Origin of the sequence: Mesorhizobium sp. M8A.F.Ca.ET.218.01.1.1, from assembly GCF_004791165.1 — a bacterium.
Classification (GTDB): Bacteria; Pseudomonadota; Alphaproteobacteria; order Rhizobiales; family Rhizobiaceae; genus Mesorhizobium.
In genome coordinates this window covers 1-307 of sequence record NZ_SRUZ01000159.1, presented here as the reverse complement: position 1 = coordinate 307, position 307 = coordinate 1, and the positions used below count along the sequence as shown (strand labels likewise).

The 307-nt window shown below is 65.1% G+C and carries 1 pseudogene; it reads right to left on the bottom strand.

Annotation, left to right across the window (positions count from 1 at the left end):
* Nucleotides 1-183: pseudogene (locus EN861_RS34820) on the bottom strand (MATE family efflux transporter); the annotation flags it as partial.
* Nucleotides 184-307 lie beyond the last annotated feature (124 nt).

Sequence of the window (307 nt, the reverse complement as noted above, 5' to 3'; positions counted from 1 at the left end):
GCCGAGCGCGCCGGCGGCGAGCGTGTCCGGCCCGAGCCGGCCCATCATCATGACGTCGGTCGCAGTCATGGCGGTCTGGCCGAGATTGGTGAGCACCATCGGCCAGGCAAGCGACAACGTCGCCCTGATTTCCTGACGCCAAAGGTTTTCCGGCGCGCGAGCGCCGGCTTCGATCGCAGACATTTCCGCTCTTCAGACCACGGCGCGTCGGGACGAAGCCCGGAAGCCGCACGCAAACGGCGCAAAATGGCGCCGTTTGCGGCGTCTATTGAACGAAATGCGACATGTTGGCAAGGAGGAGGAGCAG